This window comes from Bacillus gaemokensis, assembly GCF_001590835.1.
GTDB lineage: Bacteria > Bacillota > Bacilli > Bacillales > Bacillaceae_G > Bacillus_A > Bacillus_A gaemokensis.
Map to the genome: position 1 here is coordinate 303,837 of NZ_LTAQ01000056.1, position 20,818 is coordinate 324,654.

The following is a 20,818-nucleotide window of genomic DNA, read 5'->3' on the forward strand; positions in this document are numbered from 1 at the left end:
CCTTGACATTTAGTCGGAATAAAACTAGAATAAAAATAATTTAATATAATTTTATGAAAATAAAAACGATTTTCTTATCACGAGAGGTAGAGGGACTGGCCCTATGAAACCTCGGCAGCGGATTCTGTATGAATACTGTGCCAATTCCAGCAAGCGAAAGACTTGAAAGATAAGAAAGAAGGCTATTTTTGAATCTGTATGTTCAAGCCTCTTTCTATCTTGTAGAAAGAGGCTTTTTTATGTGTAAATTTAAAGGAGGAATGGGGAAATGGGAACAACACAAGTAACGTCACATCGTAATATCATTACTGAAAGCATAGAAAGAAATAAAGAAAAGTATGTAAAAACAAGTCATGATATTCATGCGAACCCTGAAATCGGCAACCAAGAATTCTTTGCATCTAGAGCATTAAGTTTACTGTTAGGGAGTGCAGGGTTTCAGTTGCAGCATAATATAGCAGGACATGAAACAGGATTTATCGCACGAAAAAGTTCAGGGAAACAAGGACCAGCAATTGCCTTTTTAGCGGAGTATGACGCGCTCCCAGGTTTAGGTCATGCATGTGGTCATAATTTAATCGGGACAATTAGCGTCGCAGCAGCGATTGCATTAGCGGAAACGATTGAAGAAATTGGTGGTGAAATTGTTGTGTTTGGAACACCGGCAGAAGAAGGTGGACAAAATGGAAGTGCAAAAGCAAGTTATGTGAAAGCAGGTTTATTTAATAACATCGATGCAGCACTTATGATTCATCCAAGCGGGAAAACGGCAACGACAAGTCCGTCACTAGCAGTAGATCCACTTGATTTTCATTTTTATGGGAAATCTGCACATGCAGCTGCTTCACCAGAAGAAGGTATTAATGCATTAGATGCGATTATTCAGCTGTACAATGGAATCAATGCGCTTCGTCAACAACTTCCGGCAGATGTAAAAATTCATGGTGTAATTACAGAAGGGGGGAAGGCACCAAATATTATTCCAGATTATGCATCAGCACGTTTCTTCATTCGCGCAGCAACACGTACGAGATGTGCGGAAGTAACAGAAAAAATACGAAATATCGCAAAAGGAGCGGCACTAGCGACAGGAGCGACAGTAAAAATTAATCAGTTCCAAAATGAAATTGATGAATTATTAGTGACGAAGACATTTAATGATGTGGTTGCTGAGGAATTAGAATTCCTTGGTGAAGATGTAAATCGAAAAGAACGATTTGGCATTGGTTCGACAGATGCAGGGAATGTAAGTCAAGTCGTACCAACGATTCATCCGTATATCAAAATTGGTCCGGATAATTTAATTGCACATACGAATGAATTTAGAGAAGCTGCACGTTCTGAACTTGGAGACAAAGCGTTACTTACATCGGCAAAAGCATTAGCGTATGCAGCATATCGATTAATTACAGAAGAAGGAACGCTAAGTCAAATTAAGGAGGAATTTAGAGAAGCGCAGCGAAATCAGTAATGTGATCCATATTGTAGAAGAAATCTTTTGAAATTCCATCCACATCAAAAAAGGTTTGGAGAAATCTCTAAACCTTTTTTGATGTGGATGGAAGAGGTAATAAAAAGAGAATGTATGGAGGGGAAAGTATGATTTTGATTCAGGACTTAAAAGGCGATGAAAAAAAGGAACTATTACAAGTTTTGTATGAAGAAGAGATATTTTATACTGTTTTAATTGAGCATATAGAAAGTAATTACTTAAAACGCTGTTATATTCAAAGGGAACGGGGAGTGATCAACAGTATTCTTAATATAAATAATGAGGGGAATTCATTATTTACAACTTTTTGGGTACGCAAAAGAGATGAACTTCAAATAATTGCAAATCAACTGAGGAGCTTAAAGTATGGGACGTTATTGTTGGCTGGTAAAAAGGATGAGATTAGAGAAGTCTTGTCATACTTACGTATCGAAAGAGAAATACATGCAGATTTGTGCTTTGTATACAATGATAATTCACCGTTAGTACCTCAAAGTAATGGTATTAGAAAGGCACAAATAAACGAGGAGGACATGTATTATATTCGGAAATTTTATATAGATTTTTTTCAACTTGATAATGAAGAATTGCAAAATGAAATTGTGAAAAAAGAAAAAATAGAAGGTGATATAAAGAAAGGGTTGTATTTCATTATAGAAAATAATGTACCAATTGGAATGGGACGGTATGGTAGTATGACGAGAAACCATATTGAATTGACTACGATTTATATACAATCTGAATTTCGAGGACAAGGATATGGGAGACAGCTACTAATTGGTTTAGTTCAGTCATGCTTGGAAAAAGGGAAAACGCCAATACTTCAAACAAGCTCTGAAAATTTGAAAGCTAGATCCTTATATGAAAGAATAGGATTTGTCTTTTGTGGTGAATACAGCTTCGAGTTTATTTGATGTAAATCATACTTATGTAAAGGAGAGATAGCGTGGAACAAATGATAAGAAAGGCATTGGTGTATTATTTTAAAGATGTCCATACATTAAAAATAGAAGAAAGCTTACATGAAGGCAGTTGGAATAAAGATTTACATTATAAAATTATGGTGAATGGAAAGCGATATTCTGCCAGGTTTATAGGTGAAAATCGAACAGCAAATCCTGCCTTTGGGGATTTGACAAACGAACAATTAAGAGAACAAATAGAGTTTACTTATTATATAAGAGAACATGGTATTCCTTTTATGCAAATTAAGAAGTCTATCGATAATGAAACGTTTATAATTTTTACATGGAACCGTGAAATATATCGATTTGTACTATCAGAATGGATGGAAGGTAGCCATATTACATATTGTGATGAACAAATAGCAGAGGAGTTCGGAAGAGAAGCGAGAAAGTTTCATGATATTTCGAGTGGTTTTCAAAGTACGATGTTTACAAAAAAATCTCATTTGGTTGGATATAGAGAATTTATAAAAATACTTCGTAATAAGGTGCCCCAACAAAATATTGAGTGCAATAATGAGTTACAAAGTTATCTAGAATTAGCGGAATATCATATAGATAAAGCGCATTCGAACAATTTGAATTTTATTATGCAATCTGACTTAAATCCGCTTAATATCATATGGAATTCCAAGCGTAAAGTGAAAGGGATTGTAGATTTTGAATCAATTGGTTATGGAGACCGAATAGAAGGGATAGTTTGGCTTATAAAATGGTATTCTCGAACAAAAGGGATAGATTCACATGAAGTTTGTCCTAAAGTTGCGCAAGCATTTTTGAAGGGATATGGTTCAAGTGATTTTCTAGATTCAACTGGTTACGATAGGTTATCCTCATTATTATGGTTATCTGGTTGCTTGAATTGGAATTTTGTTAAAAAGACACTTGAAATAATAGAAGGGGAAATTTGTGAAAGATTACTGAGCGAACATGTAAGAGTGTATAAATTAAGAGGAGAACATTTATATGCTTTATTAGAAAGGGGACGAGCAGGATGCATCTAAACACGATTGAAGGTTATCAAATTAGAAAGGCAATGAGTGATATATATCACTCAGCTTAAATGTACTTGTAATTGAAAAGAAAGATTTAGTTTGTTCGATGAAATAGGACAAACTTTTCTGCGCCCCCAAATAAAAAAGAGGAATGTGAACTATTTGTATAGAATATTCAGATAACTGGAGGTGTAGAAAATTGAATCAAGTCGAATTAGAGAATGAACTAGTAAAACAAAAGCAGGAGAAGCGAATTATTCTTCGTTTTGTTCTTGCTAGTATGATTGGTATTTTTATGTTTTTCGTCCCCGTTACGATCAATGGTGCTTCATCTATCATGATCGACCATATTGTATCTTGGATTAGAGCAGGAGTTCCGTCCGTTGTACCATACTACGCTTTACTTGTTATGACAATTGGCGCCATTTATCCGTTTTATACAAAGAAATGGAATGCATCTATTGTAGATATTTGTTTTTCATTCTTAAAAGTAATGGGTGTTGTATTTGGAGCACTATATTGTTTTAAAATAGGACCTGCGTGGTTTTACGCTCCAGATGTTGGACCATTTCTTTATGAGAAGCTAGTTATGTCGGTGAGTTTACTTGTCCCGATTGGATCAGCATTTCTAGCATTATTAGTTGGTTATGGACTATTAGAGTTTATTGGTACCTTTTGTAGACCAATTATGAGACCACTATGGAAAACGCCAGGACGATCAGCAATTGATGTAGTTGCTTCCTTTGTTGGAAGTTATTCTTTAGCCTTATTAATTACGAACCGTGTGTATAAAGAGGGGAAGTATACAATAAAAGAGGCTGCAATTATTGCGACAGGTTTTTCCACCGTTTCAGCAACATTTATGATCATCATCGCAAAAACGTTAAATATTATGCACTTATGGAATTTATATTTCTGGATCACACTTGTTGTTACGTTTATTGTAACCGCTATCACCGTAAGAATCCCACCACTCCGAACAAAACCAGATACATATATTACGAAAGAAGGTTTTCCAGAACCGGTTTATAAAGAAAAGATGTTAGAACGTGCTTGGGAAGATGCATTAGAAGTATCTAAATCTGCACCAAGTGTGACGAAGAACATTTTAGTAAACTTAAAAGACGGATTTATTATGACGATGGGTATTTTACCATCTATTATGTCAGTTGGTCTAATCGGTATTTTGCTAGCGAAGTATACACCGGTATTTGATTGGATTAGTTATATTTTTTATCCGTTTACGTGGATCATACAGCTTCCGGAAGCGGAGCTCGCTGCAAAAGCAGCATCGGTTGGAATTGCTGAAATGTTTTTACCATCATTACTTGTCGTTAGTGCACCGCTCGTTACTAAATTTGTAATTGCGGTGGTCTCTGTATCTTCCATTTTATTTTTCTCAGCGTCGATTCCATGCATTCTATCTACAGATATCCCATTAAAAGTTTCGGAACTCATTATTTTGTATATCCAAAGAACAATTTTAACATTGGTGATTGTTACACCAATTGCATATGTTTTGCTTTAAAGGATGAAGAGGACTCGCTTCTGTTATAAAAGTGCGTCCTTTTTATATTGTTATGGAATTTTTAGTGAAAGAAAATGAAAACTTTATATTTTGAAAATACTTTTAATTCCAGCTATTCTATAGCTAGATACATAGAAAAGGGGATTTGTTTATGGAAATAGCAAACGAAAGAGCAATGTTACGATTAATGGATGCAAATGATGTAGAAAAACTATTTTCAATTGTGGAAGGAAATAAACAAATATGGACGTATTTAATATCTAAAATGGACAACTATCAAGATATGGAGGAATATGTGCAAACAGCAATAAAAGGGTATGAAAAGGGAACAGAACTACCGTTTGTCGTGGTAGATCAAAAGACGAATGAAATCGTCGGGAGTACACGCTTGTACAGTATATCAAAAGAAAATAAAACAGTTGAACTGGGACAAACATGGTATCATCCAAGTGTGCAAAGAACGAGTATAAATACTGAATGTAAATACATGTTATTGCAGTATGCTTTTGAAGAATTATATATGCTCCGTGTGCAAATAAAGACAGATTTGAGAAATGAGAAAGCACAGCGCGCAATTGAAAGGCTTGGTGCTGTAAAAGAAGGTGTGTTACGAAATGAGAGAAAATTACCGAGTGGTTATGTAAGGGATGCGGTTGTATATAGTATCATCGCAAGCGAATGGCCTGATGTAAAGGAACGGTTACTACAGAAAATATACTTATATAAATAGGAGGTTCACATGACAAATATTGAAACAAAGAGACTAAAGATGATTCCTTTTACATTAGAGCTGGTAGAAGCGACGATAAAAGGAGGAGAAGAACTGAAAAAAATGATTCCATACAAAGTATCTTCAGAATGGCCTATGGCTGATTATAAAGATATTTTACCGTGGATTGCTGAAGGCTTAAGGAAAAGTCCTAGGCAAAGTAAATGGAGTGGACTCATCGTTCATGTGGAAGATAATATGATAATCGGTGATATGGGGTGTAAAGGTGCTCCTGATTCAACTGGGACAGTAGAGATTGGATATAGCATTGTGCCGAAGTATCAAGGAAATGGTTATGCAACTGAAATCGCGAAAGCTTTCGTCGAGTGGTTGCAACAGAATGAAGAAGTTCAAACGATTAAAGCCGACTGTTTAACAAGTAATGTTGCTTCCAGTAGAGTACTAGAAAAAGTAGGATTTACATGTGTACTTGAAGAACAACATATGAAATATTGGCTTGTAAAGTAAATTGGAAGAGGTATACTTCCTTAAAATAGGAAAATATGCCTCTTTTTCTTACAAAATGAATACTTCTTTCATATACTTTTGTTTCATCATTCCCTTCTGTGAAAAAATTCGTTACAATGGAGTTGTATGGTAATTAGATTTGTGAATTACGCAAACAAAAATGAATTGATAATCCTCTATTTAAATGAGAACCCTTTAAAATATAAATAATTAGGCAAATACCTTCTTTCAAATAAACTCAAATATAATGATTCAAAATATATTGATTTTCATAGAAGTATGGATGATGCACGGAGGCTAGTACAAATGAAACAAAATAAGAAAAGTAAAAAAAGAAGAGTCTTGCAAGTATTCTTGCTTATGATTAGCTCTATGATTCTATTTGTAAGTTATGCAGCTTACGATATTTGGAGTTACCGATTTAAAACAGATGAGGTGGATACAGATGCTGCGATTGTACTCGGAGCAGCTTCATGGAACGGAAAACCATCTCCAGTATTCCGAGAAAGAATCAATCATGCTATCTCCTTGTATAAGAACGGGAATATTAAAAAAATTATTTTTACAGGTGGTACGAAGTTTGAGGCAGAGCTTGAAGAGGCACGGACTGCGAGGGCTTATGCGTTAAAACATAATGTAAAGGACGAAGATATTTTAATTGAAACACAGTCACGTTTTACAGAAGATAATTTGAAGAACGCGAAGCAAGTTGGTATTGATAATGGCATACATACATACACGATTGTAAGCGATCCCCTTCATATGAAGCGAGCAATGAGAATCGCGAAACATATTGGTATTGATGCGTATGCATCACCAACTCCAACATCAGCTTATAAAACATTGGATACTGAAATTCCTTTCTTTTTTAAAGAGTTATGTTCATATATTGGGTATGTAACTTCATTACCAATACGTTCATTAAAAGGTGATTAAAGAATGCTTATCACATAAACATTAAAGCGTTTTACAATGGAGAGTTTTCTATGTAGAAGGATAGGTAAGGTAGAGCATTTTTACCTTATCTATTCTTTTTGTACTACGCCTAATCGCATATTTTATGAAGGTATTAAGTTATATAGATAGCTTTGTTATGAGTTTTTTTGTTTACAAATTATAGAAAAAACTTTATTAAAAACCTTGTATTTTCATCGGAATAGTGACACAATAAGATAAACAATCCAATATAATCTTATCGAGAGAAGTGGAGGGAACGGCCCAATGAAACTTCAGCAACCTAATAGAGAATGAAAAGGTGCTAATTCCGAGTAGATAAGAAGGAAAAAGACATGACAACCTTCTTATATGTAAGGTTGTTTTTTTATTAGGAGGAGAAGGGATGAAGCGTTTATTTTTTACATTTGTAAGTATTGTATGCAGTTTGTTTGTTATTACTGGTTGTACACAGACATCAGCGGGCGATCAAAAAGAAATTCGATTAGGATTTACACCTGGTCCGTATAGTGATCAAGTGAAAAAAGCAGTACAGCCGTATTTAGAGAAGAAGGGGTATAAAATTAAAGTTGTAGAGTTTAATTCACCAAACGAAACAAATCCAGCATTAACCAATAAAGATATCGATGCAAATATATTTCAAAGTACCGCGTTTATGGAATCTTACGCAAAAGAAAATGATGCGAAAATTAAAGGGGTAATTCAAGTTCCTTCAGCACCTCAAGGGGTATATTCTGAAAAACATAAATCACTAGATGATTTGAAAGATGGAATGAAGATTGGGGTGCCGAATGATCCAGTCAACTTAGAGCGCGCATTGCGTATTTTAGAAGGAATCGGTTGGGTGAAGTTAAAGGATCAAGTAAATATTTTAACGATTTCTGAAAAAGATGTGACGTATAAAAAGAAAAACTTCAAACTTGTACCACTTGAATCACCGCAAATTCCACGGGCGATGAAGGATTTAGATTACGGCATTATTAATGGAAACCTTGTTATTTCATCTGGACATAAATTAAAAGAAGCACTTGAATTAGAAAAAACACCAGCACAACATCGAATCATTGTTACGGTTCGCGATGAAGATAAAGAGAAACCATTCGTTAAAGATTTAATTGATGCATATCATTCACCGGAGTTTAAAAAGATGATTCAATCTGAAGAACAATTTGAAGGTTTTGTATTACCTGATTACTTAAAGTAAAGGAGACATCGATATGACAATCTCATTTGTAGAAACAGAAGAACAACTTCTCGTATTAGAGAAGATAAAAGAATTAATTCCGAAGTTTGCGGAAAGGGAATATCAGCTAAGTGAGCTTGGTTCTTTTCCGTTTGAAAATATTAAAGATTTACAGAATATTGGTTATACAAAATTAACACTTCCAAAAGATGTTGGAGGGGAGGGAATTTCTTTATATGATTTTGTTTTATTTCAAGAAAAGATTGCAGAGGGAGATGGAGCGACAGCTTTATCGATTGGATGGCATCTTGGGATTGTGAAAGAACTTGCTGAAAATCGATCATGGAAACCTGAGATGTTCTCTTGGTTTTGTGAAGAGGTAAAAAAAGGCGCTCTTTTTAACCGCGCAGCAACAGAGCGAAACACAGGGAGCCCTACGCGAGGGGGAAAACCGGAAACGTTAGCGGTGCAAAAAGGTGATAAATGGATCATAAACGGAAGAAAGACTTTTACAACGATGGCGCCAGTACTGGATTATTTCATCATATCAGCCAGCATTGAAGGACGAGAAGAAATTGGGGAATTTGTTATTCCGAGACATGAGAAAGGTGTGCTCATTGAAGAGACATGGGATAGTGTAGCGATGCGTGGAACTGCTAGTCATGATCTTTTATTACAAAATGTGGAGATTTCTAATAAGTATTTTACCGACATAAAAGGAAAAGGTTCACAGACAAAACCGAAAGGGATTGGGTGGTTACTTCATATACCAGCATGTTATTTAGGGATTGCACAGGCTGCAAGAAACTATGCAATTGATTTTGCAAAGTCATATCAACCGAATAGCTTAAATCACCCAATTAGCTTACTTCCTAATGTTAGAAGACTAGTAGGAGAGTTAGAGCTAGAACTCTTGCAAGCTCGTACATTTTTATATCAAGTTGCCAAAAAATATGATGCGGTAGAAGATAAACAATCATTACAAGCAGAATTAGCAGCGGCAAAATATATTGCAACAAATGCAGCGATAGTGGTTGTTGATAAAGCAATGCGAATCGTAGGAGCAAAAAGCTTATCCGAAAAAAATCCATTACATCGCTATTATTTGAATGTTCGAGCAGGCCTGCACAATCCTCCAATGGATGATGTAACGCTCTCATTAATAGCGGACGATGCTTTTAAATCATTATAAAAAGGAGTGGGAAAAATGATAACGTTACGTGATATAAATAAAACCTTTCAAACGAAAGAAGGGTTATTTCACGGTGTAAAATCAGTCTCTTTACAAATCGAAGAACATGATATATATGGGATTGCTGGGTTAAGTGGTGCCGGAAAGTCTACATTATTACGTACAATGAATTTGTTGGAAAAACCAGATTCTGGCGCAGTCATTGTAAATGGTGAAGATTTAACACAATTATCCAAGAAAGACTTACGAACAGCGAGACAATCGATCGGTATGATTTTTCAGCACTTTCATCTTCTTCATAATAAAAATGTATCGGATAATATTGCCTTACCGTTAGAATTGAAATCAGCTTCGAAAGAAGAAAGAGAAAAGCGGGTACGAGAATGTTTAGAAATTGTCGGTTTGAGTGATAAAGCACAACATTTTCCTTCACAACTAAGTGGTGGACAAAAACAACGTGTTGCCATTGCGCGTGCATTAGCAAATGATCCGAAAGTATTACTTTGTGATGAACCAACATCGGCGCTCGATCCGAAAACAACACTGTCTATTTTGCAATTCTTACAAAAGATAAATAGAGAGTTAGGAGTTACGATCGTAATCGTAACGCATGAAATGAATGTAATTAAACAAATTTGTAATAAAGTCGCAATAATGGAAGAAGGAGAAGTTGTTGAATCATTCCATTTACATGATCACCAATTAAAACCAACATCAGAAATTGCGAAACTATTATTAGGTGTAGAGCAAGGGAGGGGCATTGCACATGTTCAATAATGTTATCCCACTGCTTCCAGAGATTTGGACATCACTTTTGCAAACATTATTAATGGTTGGACTTTCAGTTGGCGCAGCAATTGTTTTAGGTGTTCCTTTAGGTGTAATTTTATATTTTACAAGTAAAGGACAAATTCTGGAACAAAATATTGTCCATCGCGTTTTAAATGGCATCGTAAATATTATTCGCTCATTCCCATTTATTATCTTATTAGTAGCTCTTGTGCCGCTTACACGGGCGCTATTAGGAACGACAATTGGTCCCATTGCTGCAACGATTCCTTTATCAGTCGCAGCAATCCCTTATTTTGCAAGACTTGTAGAACAAGCATTACGTGAAGTGCCAAAAGGAGTGATTGAAGCTGCAGAAGCGATGGGGGCGACGCCGCTTCAAATTGTACGGAAAGTGTTACTCGTTGAAGCACGTTCAGGTCTTGTATTAAGCTTAACCGTTCTAACTGTAAGCTTCATTTCTTACTCTGCGATGGCTGGTGTTGTCGGAGGAGGAGGTGTTGGTGACTTAGCTATTCGTTTTGGTTATTATCGTTTCCAAACAGATGTTATGGTTGTGACAGTGCTTATGCTTGTGATCCTTGTGCAATCTGTTCAATTTATTGGAAATAGGATTGCTGCAAAAATTGATAAAAGGTAAGAATGTAAAAAGGCTTCGGGATATACCGGAGCCTTTTATTGTAGTTTTGAAATAGAGCTGAATTATTTATAAAAAATTAAAATATTCCCCAAAAAATAGGCCGTTTAGGGGTACCGCTACATTGCCATCTAGCTAAGAAAAGCAAATACCCCAAAACGAGAAAATTGGCATCTTCAGGTGAAAATGTACATTTTTTTGTTTTGGGGCGTTATAAAATGCTTAAGTTGAAGGACATGGGGTCACTTGGCTTTATAGGGAGTTATATGGGGATGAGAAAACATGCAAAATTCTAAGGGAATTATGATTAGAATGCAGTGGCGTTTCCTAGCTGTATTTCTACTTTTACTCATAACAGCTTGCTATACATTACCATTAAATATTAAAAATTATGTAATAGATCCCAATTGGATGCAAGGAATTTTCCTTTTTTTACAATACCCAACAATCCATGTAATTGTGATTTTCTATATATGCTTTATAGCATTTTCACCATTACTTGATATCCGTTCCCTTCTTATGTACCGTTATAAAAACCGTTTAGACTTTGTAAAGGACTATGTACGATTAGGGCTAATAGTCGTATCGATCTTTTGTTTGTTTTTACTAATAGCTTATGGGGTTGAGTTATTCTTATTAAATTCAAATGTACTAAGTGTACCTGTAAATAATTTCTCACATATGTCTTTAAGTATACTAGCTTTATTATTGAATGCGCTTTTATTTTTCGGCATCCTTTTTGAAATCATGTTATTATCACAGCTATTATTTCATAGTTTGTGGATAGGGATTTTTGTGTGTATTACAGTACCTCATTTAGACTATATGCTTCCGTTTTCAATTCTTACAAAACAAGCATTTTTTTTCTATAGATAAAGAATATAATTTTCTTTTTTTACTTGCCAATACTGGATATCTATTAATCATATTTTTCTGTATGTACTTACTACTACAATTTTTTATAAAACGCTTTGAATAAATGGGGGAGAAGTCATGTTTTTATATGATTTAAAAAATATTTATCGTATGAATAAGTGGAAATGGTTTTACTTACTCCCTATTTCCATTTTCCTTTTTACAATTTCTGTATTATCTTTAGAGAAGAATGAGGATTTGACAATATGGCAAAAGACTTTTGATTATGCGGTTTTCCCCTTACCTTATAAATGGCTTTTTATCGTCATACTGTTTCTTATTTTTCATGTTAATTATATTCATAGAGAAATAAAGCATGCCAGTACAATATCCATGATTAGAAGTCACTCAAAAGTTCAATGGTTCTTAGGAAAACTTATACATCATGCATTTTTAAGTATTAGTTATTTTGTTGTGTTATTTATTATTTACACCTTCTTTATCTCTCTGTTTACGAACGAGACAATCTTTTCAATGGTTAATGTAATCCTTTTGATTCGCTTCATTATAGCTTCTGTAATAATTGCTGTTTTACAAACAGTTATCACGGTTTATCTTCAGCCAGCTTTTAGTCTGTTATGTATGATGTTTTATTTAGGACTAGCCATTTTTATTCCTAACCCTTTTTTGTTAGGCTATTTTCTTTTTAATACCTCGCCACATCATGATCTTCTTTTTACAAATAATGAAATTATGGTTTTATGTATTTATGTATGTGCTTTAACTATTATGATTTTTATTGTCATTAGGTATCTACAAACAAAGGATTTACTAGCAAATATGAAAGGGGAGAATTAAATGTCTGTAACAATAGAAATTCAAGAATTAACCAAGGTTAAAAAGGAAGCTAACATTTTAGAAAATATATCTCTACAGCTAAACAGTGGGAAAATCTATGCTTTTCAAGGAATTAATGGTTCAGGAAAGAGTATGCTTTTTCGAGCAATAAGTGGCTTGTTGATTCCTACATCTGGCACCATTAAAATAAATAACCAGGAACTTCATAAAGAATTATCATTTCCACAAAATATAGGGGTAGTAATTGAAATGCCTGAGTTTCTCCCACAGTATACAGGATTCAAGAATTTAAAAATACTTTCAGAGATTAAAAAAGTTATAGGAGAAAATGAGATTAATGATGCCTTAAAACTTGTGGGGTTAGATCCAGCAGATAAGCGAAAATACCGCAAGTATTCCTTAGGTATGAAACAAAGGCTATCTATTGCTCAAGCTATTATGGAAAAACCAGATATACTCATTTTAGATGAGCCAACAAATGCTTTAGATGAGCAATCTGTTCAAAGACTAATCTCATATCTTACAGGATATCGAGAACAGGGTAAATTAATTCTTATCTCAAGCCATGACCAAGAGTTTTTAAAAACAATTTGTGATGAATTAATTACATTAGAAAATGGAAAAGTGATTAAACATCAAATAATAAAAAATGATAATACAAACACTCATGTTGAAAATAAGAAAGAATCCTTAACTTACTAAAGAGGGACAAAAAAGGTGGACAGATAACTGTCCGCCTTTTTTTGGGGGTTCAGCCGAGATAAGTGTAAAAACAGGCCATAGACTTACTTTCATTTCCAATCACAACCTATTTTTACACTAGTTGCTGTATAGCGTTATTCTGATTTGTAATTGGACTATAATTTATTTTGTTCCATAAACTCAAAAATTTTCTTCAGTAATATTGACATTTTTATTGTTTTTTCTTTTATATCCGAACTGTCGTAGAACCATGACATTCCTAATAACGCCCAATGATTACCATCATTGTTCACTGTCCAAACCGATCAATAAACATTCCGATAAATATCATCGTTAATCCAGCAATAAGGGTAGCTGCTGAATCCCCCCTGAAACTCCAGACATTGACAAACCATAATCATGGATATATTCATCAATAGATTGAGAGTTCGAATATGGTTGACCTGTCACTCAAAAAATAAGCCTATTACCCAAAATCAATACAATAACTCAACCATAGTGCAACTTTTTATTGACATTTTTTAAGTGTTATATCTCCTTTGATAAAGATAAAAGTTTATATTTTATAAAAAATATAAAGAATATTCTGTTAAAAGTTCGTGAAATCAAACCATAACATAATAAAAGGTCTTGCTACAAACAAAACTTCTTCACTAAAACTTAGATCTTTTATTACTACAAATCTATGTTTCCAAAGGGAAAAAGTATTAAGTAACTGTTAGCTGATATAATGATGTTTTTATACAACGATGCAAATTTATTTGATGATATGTTCAAGCTTCAAACCGCTAAGTGAGTAACCTATAAGTCATTTATAGAGAAAGGTGAGGGACTAAATTGAGATTTAGTCTCTTTTTTGAATATTACTTCCTCTAAAAACACTTACTGATGGGATACCTTTTATTCATAACTTAATGACTGCGTCAAAGGTTGTTTGCACAAATTTGTTTGTAGTTGTTTATGAGGAAAGAGATTACAACCGAGTTCTCTGTTTGCAAAATCAATGATGCTTTCATTTTGTTGTATCTGTTCTCGTATATAGCGAGGGAAATACGCCTCACATTTGCGTACTTACTCATGTGCCTCTTCCGTTTCTATTTTCTAAAATCACCATTGCTCGCAATTCATTATAAGTAGTCATGACAGTACTTTAGTTCATATTTAACTACGTAGCTAATTCTCGTTCTGAGGGTAGGAAGCTCTCCATATGTAATACGTCGTTCAATATAGTCAACAACTTACTAATATATTGGGATTTTGTTTTCGCTATTTACTTTCCATTCTATAAAAAACGCCTCCATATCGCTTATGAAAATTAATTTTCTCAAATTGGTTGGGTGGAAAAACTGGAAAATTGGCTGGTTTCATATCCTACCAATTCCATTATGCTAATTACGAAAGGAAAGATTTAGGTGTAATAATGGCATTCTCAAACAGAACCAAAATTTATTATCTCAAATGAACAAATCTGACTCAACAAATGAGAGGAGGAGATATAAATGACTTTTAGTAGAGGAAATGCCTCAATTATAAACGAAACTATCTCTGCAACAGGTGTTGGAATCTCTTGTGGTACATGTGGAGAGCTCGTTCAAGGGTGCATTAATGATCAAAATTTTATGATTACATTTCCTATACCACTATATGCTCGCGCTGAAGCTAAGTTTATAAGTGGAGGGGAAATAAGTGTAATTCCTAGTTATAAAAATAAAGCTGTAAAAGCTGCAGAAACATTAGTAAGCTCATTAAGAAATTTGGGGATAGTCGATAAGAAGTTAGGAATTACAGTTAAAATTGAGTCAGAATTAATTGAAGGTAAAGGGATGGCTAGTAGTACAGCTGACATTATAGCAGTTTGTCGGGCTATTTCAAATTTATGTAATTATCCTATCGGACCTTGGGAAATATCAAATATTTGTACATCTATTGAACCATCTGATGGTGTAATGTATCAATCATCAGTAGTGTATGATTTTTTTAAGGGTAGGTTGCTTGAAGATATAGGACCTTTAATGTCTATGCGCTTGATTATTATTGATAATGGGGAGGCCGTAGATACAGTTAGTTTTAAAAGGGTACCTTATACATTTAATGAGATGAAACAAATCTTGGAAGCTTACCGTTTAGCGACTCGTGGGATCAAAAACCAAGATATTGGGCTATTGGGACATGCTACTACAATAAGTGCCAAGATTAATCAACGTAGACATTATAAAAGAGAATTCAATGATATTTTGAATATTCTTCCTGAATTAGGGGCGTACGGAATATCGGTGGCTCATAGTGGTTCAATTCTTTCTTTATTGTTTGATGCTAATGATGAAATGAAAATTGAGAATGCAAAAAGTCGCCTTTCAATGATGTTCCCAGAAGCAACTATTAGAGAAATTAATATGTAAATAGGATAATTATAGAAAAATACATAAATTTCAGTGGGGTGTGTAAAATGGTTCGAAAATTGTATCTCCAAGATCCTTATCTTCAGGAATGTAACGCTATCATAACAAAAATAGAAGGTAATAAAATTTTTTTGAATCAAACTGTTTTTTATCCAGAAGGTGGAGGACAGCTTGGAGATCAAGGATGGATTGAAGGAAATGAAGTAATTGATACACAAAAGACTGGAGGAAACCTGTTTTATCATTCTGATTTTCCAATAATTAAGGTTGGTTCAGAAGTAGCTCATATTTTAAAAGAACCGGTAAAGGGACTACGTGAAGGAATGGAAGTTAAGGTGAAAATTAACTGGGATAGACGACACATGTTGATGAGAATGCACTCTGCTGCACATTTAGTTTATTATTATACATTTAAAGTTTTTGGGAAGATGTATGTTAAAGGTTGTCATATCGCAGAAGATAGAGCTCGATTTGATTTTTATAGTCCTGATAAACGTCTTGATCGTGAAGGGTTAGATAAAGTAGAGAAGTTCGCAAATTTAATAGTTAAAGATAATATTCCAATTAAAAATATCCCATTAAATGAGGAACCAGAAGCAATAAATTGGATTTGTGGCGATATGCATATTCCCTGCGGTGGTACACATGTTAGACAGACTGGAGATATCGGAGAAATTTCTGTAAGAAGAAACTCGAGAGGGAAAAGTTTGGAGCGTATATATTTAGAAATTGGAGAAAGAGATTAATTTGAATAATTTAGAGAAACTTTCTTTAGTTCATTCACTTCTATATAACTTTTGTTGTTACAGAAAGAGGAGTTGAAAGTGCAAATTTCTAGGACTTTGTAATACGAGTAATATCAGGTTTCTTTTATGCAGAAGCGTTAATCACTGCAAATAGGAAATAGTGTATCAACTTTAACTATTCAGCCATGGAGAATTCTTATTGTTGCTGGATTAGTAAATACTACAAGATTTCTTCTTGGGGAAAAGTCAAAGCTGTTAAAAAGTAGGATTGAAATTAATCCTTTAATTGCAGCATCTTTACTAGTTTAATCCTTTGTCAATCCATGTATTTCAGTAGCATTTTAGGTAAAGGATTAATCTTATTATCAGGAATATTAGAAGTGATGTTAGAAAAGAAGATGAAGTTAATTCTAAATTTATTAAGATAATATTAGGTACTTATTAATAATGCTTGATTTAAATCTTAAAGTGGAAAGAGGTATTAATGATGCTAAGAGAAAACATAGTAGATGCTATTGGAAACACGCCGTTAGTACAACTCCAATTAGATTCTTCAGCTAGAGGGAAAGTTTATGCAAAATTAGAAATGCTAAATCCTTTTGGGATGAAGGATCGTGCCGCAAAGCAAGTAATTTTAGAGGCGAAAAAGAATGGGGTTTTAAAAGATGGTGCTCCAATTATTGAAAGTTCTTCGGGGACCATGGCATTGGGGCTTGCAATGGTTGGAACCTATTTAGGTCATCCGGTTCATATTGTAACGGACAAACGTACTGATCAAATGACTATTGCAAAATTAAAAGCACTTGGTTGTAAATTGGAAATAGTTACAGAAATGACGCATTTAGGATGGCAAAGTGCTCGTCTTGATAGACTAGATGAACTTCTTAGGGAGAATAAAGAAGCATTCTGTCCTCATCAGTATGAAAATCCTGATAACCCCAATGCCTATGAGTCATTAGCAAATGAGGCTCTTGAAGAGTTAGGGCATATTGATATTTTAGTAGCGTCTGTAGGTAGTGGGGGATCACTTTGTGGAACGGCACGAGCTCTAAGAAAAGCTAATCCTGACTTACGTGTTGTAGCAGTTGATGCGGTAGGAAGTGTTATTTTTAATCAACCAGATATTCCAGGACGCTTACAAGGAGGGCATGGAAATAGTGTTGTTCCAAAAAATGTAGATTTTTCAATAATTGATGAAGTTCATTGGTTAAACGATGAAGAATGTTACGCAGCTAATTTAGAGTTAGCTGAGTGTGAAAAGATATTTGCAGGTAATAGCTCAGCGGCATCATATGCAGTTTCACGATTTTTAAGTAGTAGATGTTCAGAAGAAACGAATATTCTAACTATCTTTCCAGATAGAGGGGATCGCTATTATAAAACAGTTTATAATGAGGAATATCGTAAAGAAAAGGGTATGACTAATCTTTTCCTACCTGAACAACCTAAAAAAGTTTCTTATGGAACGACGGTTACTTCCTGGTCTTATGCTAGTTTACAAGATAATAAGATACCCACATTGTAATTATCTGAAAAATTTAAATTGAAAGGGAAAGTTTATGAAATTTGATTTTGATCAACAAATCGATAGATTTTATACAGCATCTTATAAATGGGATCAGTCCAAAAGCCTTTTTGGAACAGAAGATATTTTACCAATGTGGGTGGCTGATATGGATTTTATGTCATCCCCAGCAGTAGTTGATGCACTTATAAATAGAGCTACACATGGGATATATGGTTATACAATAATGCCTGATTCCTATTATATTGCGATAATTGACTGGTTGAAGAGAAGACATGACTGGATAGTAAAAAAAGAGTGGATAACACATTCTCCAGGGGTAGTAACAGCGTTAAGTATTTTGGTCTCTTGTTTAACTAAGCCAGGAGATAAAGTGATTATTCAATCTCCTGTCTATCATCCCTTCTATGATGTAGTTATTCAACAAAACAGAAAATTAGTAACGAATAATCTTATTCTAGAAGATGGTCGATATACTATGGATCTAAAAGATTTAGAAGATAAAATAGATTCAAGTGTAAAATTAATGTTGTTATGTAATCCTCATAATCCTGTTGGGAGAGTATGGGATGAAAAAGAGTTGGAGAGACTAGGGGCAATATGTGCTAAACATAATATAATTGTAATTTCAGATGAAATTCACTGTGATTTAATATATAAAGGAAATAAACACGTACCATTTTCATCTATTTCTGAAGAATTGAAAAGTACTAGTATAACATGTATTTCTACTAGTAAGACATTTAATCTTGCAGGATTAAAAACATGTAATCTAATCATTCGAAATCCTCATATAAAGGCATTGTATGAAAAAAAGTTAAAGATGCTTTCGTTACATTCGGAAAGTTTCTTTGGTATAACGGCAGTAGAGGCTGCATATAACCATGGTGAAGAGTGGCTAAATCAATTATTAATCTATTTAGAGGGAAATTTAAATTTTTTACTTGATTATTTTAAGCAACATATAAATGAAGTGAAGGTAATCAAACCTGAAGGAACATATTTAGTTTGGTTGGATTTCCGAGGGTTAAGGATGAATAAAGAGAATATAGAAAAATGGATGTACCAAAAAGCTAAATTAGCTTTAAATGAAGGTTCTATGTTTGGCGAAAATGGTGAAGGATTTCTTAGAATGAATATTGCCTGTCCTAGGGTTACTTTAGAAGAAGGTTTATCTCGAATACGTAAGGCGTTATAAGTGAAAAGTTGTAAAAATTAATAGAATAAAACGTAATTCCTTAATAACTTTGAACACATATTCTTGATTAATAATGAAAAGCTTATTATAAATAAGTTCAAGTACTGTGTTATCTAGCTTGAAAATTTTAAGAGGGGTATTATAATCTATGAGGTTAGATATGTTGAGTAGCCTTGCTTAGCTAAAGGCGGATATTATGTTTGCCCCTCTTTCAAAAATCCTTTCTACTGGGTTACACCACCAAACGGATTTAATTTACTAATTGATCTTAAAAAAATATAGTAATTACTTTAAGAGGGTGACCCACCAGTACCAAATAAATCAGATATTTTCTAAAACAGTTGTTTAAGGAACATACTTAGTTTACTGTTTTTTGTTGACGAGTCTCCTGTTAAAAAAGTGTTCAATTTTATTTAGGGGTTACAGTAGGAGAAAAAAATGATAAGAAATAATGAAACGAAATATATACTATTAGTATTTTTAGCTATCTGTTTTTTAGCTACAGGTGGTATTTTTGTGAAGCTAAGTGACTTACCGCCAATTAATACAGGCTTTTATCGTGTATTGCTCTCTATCCCTCTTTTATTACCGTTTGTATGGAAAGAGCTTAATAAAGTTTCAAAGAAAGATATTTTATTAATACTTTTAGCAGGTGTATTTTTAGCAGGTGATTTAATTTTATGGAACATATCATTTTATTATACTAGTGTTGCAAATGCTAATTTATTAGCTAATTTGGTGCCCCTAGTAATTATTCCGTTTTCATTTTTTATTTTTAAAGAAAAGATAACACGTACATTTTTCATAGGATCTATAATTACAATATCTGGGGTAATTGTTTTAGTTAGTGGTAAAGCAGTAATAACAATGGATAATTTATTTGGAGACATGCTGGCTTTTGTAACTGCTTTTTTCTATGCATTCTTTTTATTGACAGTATATAAAGTACGAGAAAGAGTAAGCGCTAGTATTATTATGTTTGTGAGTGCTTTTGGAAGTGCAGTAACAATTTTCATTGCTATGCTTTTTACTGAAGGAGTTTATTTCCCAAGTGGTTCTTCAGAATGGATGCCTTTAATAGGTTTAGCTATTTTTTCGCAAATTTTAGGGCAAGGGTTACTGAGTTTTTGTTTGGGTAAAGTTAATGTTGCACTATCCTCTATATTAGTTTTATTACAACCAATCGTAGCTGCAATATATGCATGGTTTATTTTTACTCAGAAGCTTACAATAGTAGAGGTAATGGGGATGTTAATTTCTCTAGTTGGGATCTATATTGTGAAAATGAAAAAGAAACAAAAGGTGTCACACGACTCAAAAGAGGAAATTGTAAGTTAAGGAGTATTTTTATTTTCTTTCAATTCTCTTAATTCCCCATATAGGGGTATGTGAACGATTCGGTGAATGAACCGCCACATCTGAAAATTTTTCCAAATTCATAAAAAACAAGTATAATCTCTTTATCCAAAACTAAAGTTGATGAGAATGACGTGTTCCACCCTCTTCAAGAATTTTCTTATGAGGCTTGTTCTAATCAAAACAGTTAGCTTATGTTAGCTGCTT

19 protein-coding genes, 1 pseudogene and 2 riboswitches are annotated in these 20,818 nt (G+C 33.8%); of the genes and pseudogenes, 19 read left to right on the top strand and 1 reads right to left on the bottom strand.

Going from position 1 to position 20,818, the window contains the following annotated elements; all coding sequences use genetic code 11:
* Positions 1 to 71 precede the first annotated feature (71 nt).
* Positions 72 to 176: riboswitch (SAM riboswitch) on the top strand.
* Between the two features lie 92 nt (positions 177 to 268).
* The 14 genes from AZF08_RS24705 (at position 269) to AZF08_RS24770 (ending at position 13,387) form a co-directional block, all read left to right on the top strand.
* Positions 269 to 1,471 carry a M20 family metallopeptidase gene (locus tag AZF08_RS24705; RefSeq protein WP_033675827.1) on the top strand — a complete coding sequence of 401 codons (1,203 nt, stop codon included), beginning with the start codon at positions 269 to 271 and terminating at the stop codon, positions 1,469 to 1,471.
* Between the two features lie 128 nt (positions 1,472 to 1,599).
* Positions 1,600 to 2,406, top strand: a complete 807-nt coding sequence (locus AZF08_RS24710) for a GNAT family N-acetyltransferase (protein ID WP_033675825.1) — start codon at positions 1,600 to 1,602, stop codon at positions 2,404 to 2,406.
* Between the two features lie 41 nt (positions 2,407 to 2,447).
* Positions 2,448 to 3,461 (top strand): phosphotransferase enzyme family protein, encoded by a 1,014-nt coding sequence (locus AZF08_RS24715; RefSeq protein WP_407639510.1) that lies wholly within the window; start codon positions 2,448 to 2,450, stop codon positions 3,459 to 3,461.
* Between the two features lie 190 nt (positions 3,462 to 3,651).
* A complete protein-coding gene (locus AZF08_RS24720; protein ID WP_033675822.1) occupies positions 3,652 to 4,980 on the top strand; it encodes a YjiH family protein in 1,329 nt (442 codons plus the stop codon).
* Positions 4,981 to 5,131: 151 nt separating this feature from the next.
* Entirely contained in the window at positions 5,132 to 5,710 is a 579-nt protein-coding gene (locus tag AZF08_RS24725; RefSeq protein WP_033675820.1) for a GNAT family N-acetyltransferase, read from the top strand.
* Between the two features lie 9 nt (positions 5,711 to 5,719).
* Positions 5,720 to 6,217 (top strand): GNAT family N-acetyltransferase, encoded by a 498-nt coding sequence (locus AZF08_RS24730; RefSeq protein WP_033675818.1) that lies wholly within the window; start codon positions 5,720 to 5,722, stop codon positions 6,215 to 6,217.
* Positions 6,218 to 6,523: 306 nt separating this feature from the next.
* Positions 6,524 to 7,153, top strand: a complete 630-nt coding sequence (locus AZF08_RS24735) for a YdcF family protein (protein WP_033675816.1) — start codon at positions 6,524 to 6,526, stop codon at positions 7,151 to 7,153.
* A 253-nt stretch (positions 7,154 to 7,406) separates the two neighbouring features.
* Positions 7,407 to 7,496, top strand: a riboswitch (SAM riboswitch).
* Positions 7,497 to 7,556: 60 nt separating this feature from the next.
* Entirely contained in the window at positions 7,557 to 8,375 is an 819-nt protein-coding gene (locus AZF08_RS24740; RefSeq protein WP_033675814.1) for a MetQ/NlpA family ABC transporter substrate-binding protein, read from the top strand.
* A gap of 13 nt (positions 8,376 to 8,388) precedes the next feature.
* Entirely contained in the window at positions 8,389 to 9,546 is a 1,158-nt protein-coding gene (locus AZF08_RS24745; protein ID WP_033675812.1) for an acyl-CoA dehydrogenase family protein, read from the top strand.
* Between the two features lie 15 nt (positions 9,547 to 9,561).
* On the top strand, positions 9,562 to 10,323 hold the full coding sequence (locus tag AZF08_RS24750) for a methionine ABC transporter ATP-binding protein (protein WP_051725824.1): 762 nt from the start codon (positions 9,562 to 9,564) through the stop codon (positions 10,321 to 10,323).
* On the top strand, positions 10,313 to 10,975 hold the full coding sequence (locus AZF08_RS24755; RefSeq protein WP_033675810.1) for a methionine ABC transporter permease: 663 nt from the start codon (positions 10,313 to 10,315) through the stop codon (positions 10,973 to 10,975). Before AZF08_RS24750 ends, AZF08_RS24755 begins: the two co-directional genes overlap by 11 nt.
* 279 nt (positions 10,976 to 11,254) lie before the next feature.
* A complete protein-coding gene (locus tag AZF08_RS24760; protein WP_033675808.1) occupies positions 11,255 to 11,848 on the top strand; it encodes a hypothetical protein in 594 nt (197 codons plus the stop codon).
* A gap of 117 nt (positions 11,849 to 11,965) precedes the next feature.
* Entirely contained in the window at positions 11,966 to 12,685 is a 720-nt protein-coding gene (locus AZF08_RS24765) for a hypothetical protein (protein ID WP_033675806.1), read from the top strand.
* A complete protein-coding gene (locus AZF08_RS24770) occupies positions 12,686 to 13,387 on the top strand; it encodes an ABC transporter ATP-binding protein (RefSeq protein WP_051725822.1) in 702 nt (233 codons plus the stop codon).
* A 1,078-nt stretch (positions 13,388 to 14,465) separates the two neighbouring features.
* Here AZF08_RS24770 and AZF08_RS32295 read toward each other — a convergent pair.
* A pseudogene (locus AZF08_RS32295) lies at positions 14,466 to 14,673 on the bottom strand (GntR family transcriptional regulator); the annotation flags it as partial.
* 213 nt (positions 14,674 to 14,886) lie between these two features.
* On the opposite strand from AZF08_RS32295, the gene AZF08_RS24775 reads away from it, so the two are divergent.
* From AZF08_RS24775 to AZF08_RS24795, 5 genes are all read left to right on the top strand, one after another.
* Complete coding sequence (locus AZF08_RS24775; protein ID WP_033675804.1) at positions 14,887 to 15,786, top strand: GHMP family kinase ATP-binding protein; 900 nt, start codon at positions 14,887 to 14,889, stop codon at positions 15,784 to 15,786.
* Between the two features lie 47 nt (positions 15,787 to 15,833).
* A complete protein-coding gene (locus AZF08_RS24780; RefSeq protein WP_033675802.1) occupies positions 15,834 to 16,532 on the top strand; it encodes an alanyl-tRNA editing protein in 699 nt (232 codons plus the stop codon).
* A 487-nt stretch (positions 16,533 to 17,019) separates the two neighbouring features.
* Positions 17,020 to 18,057, top strand: a complete 1,038-nt coding sequence (locus tag AZF08_RS24785; RefSeq protein ID WP_033675800.1) for a cysteine synthase family protein — start codon at positions 17,020 to 17,022, stop codon at positions 18,055 to 18,057.
* A 34-nt stretch (positions 18,058 to 18,091) separates the two neighbouring features.
* On the top strand, positions 18,092 to 19,255 hold the full coding sequence (locus tag AZF08_RS24790; protein WP_033675798.1) for a MalY/PatB family protein: 1,164 nt from the start codon (positions 18,092 to 18,094) through the stop codon (positions 19,253 to 19,255).
* A gap of 438 nt (positions 19,256 to 19,693) precedes the next feature.
* Positions 19,694 to 20,593, top strand: coding sequence for a DMT family transporter (locus AZF08_RS24795; RefSeq protein WP_033675796.1), 900 nt, complete (start codon positions 19,694 to 19,696; stop codon positions 20,591 to 20,593).
* Positions 20,594 to 20,818: the final 225 nt, after the last annotated feature.